The sequence below is a fragment of the Hymenobacter agri genome (assembly GCF_054778495.1).
The window spans coordinates 1-2,928 of the sequence record NZ_BAAGZM010000543.1; the positions used below are offsets into that span (position 1 = coordinate 1).

Here is a 2,928-nt window from a genome sequence, read left to right on the forward strand (position 1 = left end):
CCGGCACGGCATCGGGCAGCAGCAGCACGGCCGGGAAAGGCCCATTGCCGGCCGGCCGGCGCAGCATTCCGCCCAGTCCTACCTCCGGGTTGGGGCTGCTGGGGCTGCTCACAAATACTTCTTCGCTGGCGAAAGTAGCCGTCGCAACGGCGGCATCGGGGCCCGCCATGCGGTCGAGCACCAGCACCGAGCGGAAACCGGGCTGCTGCCAGGTGCCACGCAGCCGCTGCCCATCGGCCACGGGCTGGGCCACGAAGCGAAAGCCCGCTTGGTCGGCCACAAAGACAATGCTGTCGGAACTGGGGCTGTTGCGCACGCGCAGCAGGCTGTTATTCAGGCGCTGGGCATCGATGTGCAAACGGGCCGTGGCGCTGCCATCGGCCTGCTGGCTAACCACAATGGTGACCTGGCGACTACCGCCCGGCACGGGCAGCACGCCCGCCCATTGGCCCAGCAGCGCCTGCACCTCGGTCGGCGCAGCCCATAGCGTGCCCGTACTCAACATCAGCATTGCCAGCAGACTGATAAGCGTTTTCATGGTAGCGGCGGCCCAGGGCATTTATGACAATAGTTATTTCAAATCAACTTGATATTCATAAAAATACAATTAAAAATTAGATAAGCAAATATTTTTACATGAGAGCGCATATTTACTGGCCGAATAATTCTATTCGACCGGCGAAAGAACCCAACTTATTCAGGCGTAGTGAGGCCCAACGCACTCCAAGCGTCAAGAATCAGCCTGTCCACGCAACTGTTGCTATGCTCGTACACGGCCGGGCGACCCAGAGCAGATTTGTGGCGGGCGGAAATCAGTAGCGCCCCGGCCTTGGCTGGCACGGCACAACATTCGGCATATCTCCCGGTGCTATACTTCGAAAGCTTATTTGGCTGCGAAGGAGGAATGCGCAGCATCTGGCATCGCTGCCTTGGTACGCTGCCCGGCAGCGGTGCTAGGTGCGCGAGTACCAGGCCAATACGGCCAGGCCGGCAGCATCGTCTTCGGCTTCTACCACCTCATCGATGACGAACTGAATTTCGGCCTCCGACCAGTCTTCATCTTCGGCGGCGGCCACCCAGTTGTCGAGGGCGGCGTAGCGGTTGAGGCCGGCGGGGGCCGTCCAGGTAATTTTTTTGCGAATGTTCATAGCAGTGAAAGCAGCCGTGGTTGGCAGATGGGGGCAGCAAATTTAGCGGTTGCCCGGCGCGGGGCGCAGCACCGCTACTTCTACGGGCACCACGCCCGCTTCGATGATGCCCAGCTGCATGGCGGCGCGGTGCGACACATCCACAATGTAGCCCCGGGTGTGGGGGCCGCGGTCGGTTACGGTAACGTCGACGGAGCGGCCGTTGCGGGTGTTGGTAACGCGAATGACGGTGCCGAAGGGCAGGGTGTTGTGCGCCGCCGTCATGCCGCCGGGGCGGTAGATGCTGCCGCTGGCCGTAGGCCGGCCGTTGAATTTGCTGGCGTAGTACGAGCCGAGGCCGGTTTGCACGGCCCCACGCGGCCCTTTGCCATTGCCCACATTGCGGCTGCCGTGGCACGAAGCCAGCAGCAGAAGCAGCAACAAAGGCAGAAAGCGGAGGTATAGAATTTTGGCTTGCGGCATGGGCTTCATCTAAAATTTACGCGGGGCGGTAACCTTTCGGGCAGAATTCTTACTCACCCCCATTTCACTCCAACAACCATGAATAACCTGCTGAAACTGGCTTCGGCCGCCGCCCTGTCGCTCACCTTCGTTGCTGCCCACGCCCAGCAGGGCGACAGCAAGATGATGAAAAAAGACGAGAAGGCCGATGCCAAAATGATGAAGAAGACCGGCAAGATGGCCGGTGACAAGTCGATGAAGAAGTCGGGCAAAATGATGAAGCACGACGCTAAAATGGATGCCAAGATGGAGTCGAAAGACAAAATGTAATCTTGAGCAGCTCAAAATAGTAGCCGCCCGGCTCGCGTGCTTCAGCTTGAAGCAGCGGACCGGGCGGCTTTTTTTAGGTTGGGTGAACAATGGCGCGAGTGTGTAGAGACGCAACATTTTGCGTCTCGGCGTCCGCGCCGCTTGCACCGTTGCCGTTCAACGATGAGACGCAAAATATTGCGTCTCTACCGCGTTTATTTCTTCGTGCGCGGCGCGGCGGGTAGCTTCGGCGCGGCCGGCGACGCTGGCACACGCAGAGCCTGCAGGGCCTCGAAATTGCCCTGGAACACATTGAAATCGACCACGCCGCGGATGCCGGGCACGTAGGCCTCGTCGGAGTGCTGCCAGATTATCCACTTGCTGCGGGCCATTTTGGGGCGAGCCACTTCGTAGTGGGCCAGCCAGAGCGGGTAATTGTCGAAATGCCCGGCCAAGTGGCGCTGGTAGAAGCTGTGGTTGGAATATAGAATGGGCCGCACGCCGTAGTGCGCCTCCACGAGGCGCAGCCAGCGGGCCACCTCGCGCCGCATAATGGATACATCGTGGAAGTTGGCGGCTTCCACATCGAGCACGGGCGGCAGGTCGCCGGGAGCTAGAGGCACGGTGCGGGCAAACAGGTCGGCCTGCACCTGCCCGTCGCGGTTGGGCTGGAAGTAGTGGTAGGCCCCGCAGAGAACGCCGGCCTTGCGGGCCTCGCGCCAGTTGCGGGCGAAGCGCGGGTCGCGCAGCGTGGCCCCCTCGCTGGCCTTGATGAAGGCAAAGCGCACCCGGTTGCGGGCCACCTCGGGCCAGTCGATGCGGCCCTGGTAGGCCGATACATCGATGCCGTGCACCGAGTAGCCAGCCAGCAGCGGCGTTTTCTCGCGGCCGGTGAGGCCGTTTTTGGTGAAGGTGGCCCAGGCCCGCCGGGCGTAGCGGTTGAGCTGCACCTGGTGCCGAACGTAGTAGTAGCCAGCCAGTATCACAACCAGCGCCGCCGCTGCCAGCAGCCCGCGCCGCCACGGCCAGC

General features: G+C 61.7%; 5 protein-coding genes. 1 reads left to right on the forward strand and 4 read right to left on the reverse strand.

Going from position 1 to position 2,928, the window contains the following annotated elements:
* The 3 genes from ACYVDE_RS19030 to ACYVDE_RS19040 all read right to left on the reverse strand — a co-directional run.
* The coding region (locus ACYVDE_RS19030; RefSeq protein WP_460503122.1) for a hypothetical protein at nucleotides 1-538 on the reverse strand (538 nt) is incomplete at its 3' end.
* A gap of 415 nt (nucleotides 539-953) precedes the next feature.
* Nucleotides 954-1,148, reverse strand: coding sequence for a hypothetical protein (locus ACYVDE_RS19035; protein WP_460503123.1), 195 nt, complete (start codon nucleotides 1,146-1,148; stop codon nucleotides 954-956).
* A 42-nt stretch (nucleotides 1,149-1,190) separates the two neighbouring features.
* Nucleotides 1,191-1,571 carry a septal ring lytic transglycosylase RlpA family protein gene (locus tag ACYVDE_RS19040; protein WP_460503124.1) on the reverse strand — a complete coding sequence of 127 codons (381 nt, stop codon included), beginning with the start codon at nucleotides 1,569-1,571 and terminating at the stop codon, nucleotides 1,191-1,193.
* A 117-nt stretch (nucleotides 1,572-1,688) separates the two neighbouring features.
* Here ACYVDE_RS19040 and ACYVDE_RS19045 point away from each other — a divergent pair, with 117 nt between their 5' ends.
* The gene (locus ACYVDE_RS19045) at nucleotides 1,689-1,919 is read left to right on the forward strand and encodes a hypothetical protein (RefSeq protein ID WP_460503125.1); all 231 of its coding nucleotides are present in this window, start codon (nucleotides 1,689-1,691) and stop codon (nucleotides 1,917-1,919) included.
* 194 nt (nucleotides 1,920-2,113) lie between these two features.
* Here ACYVDE_RS19045 and ACYVDE_RS19050 read toward each other — a convergent pair.
* Nucleotides 2,114-2,928 (reverse strand): glycoside hydrolase family 25 protein (locus ACYVDE_RS19050; protein ID WP_460503126.1); only part of this gene is annotated, 815 nt, incomplete at its 5' end.

Excerpts from the sequence above, each read along its gene's own strand:
- ACYVDE_RS19035 (WP_460503123.1), bottom strand. The coding sequence starts at position 1,148 with ATGAACATTCGCAAAAAAATTACCTGGACGGCCCCCGCCGGCCTCAAC.
- ACYVDE_RS19045 (WP_460503125.1), top strand. The coding sequence starts at position 1,689 with ATGAATAACCTGCTGAAACTGGCTTCGGCCGCCGCCCTGTCGCTCACC.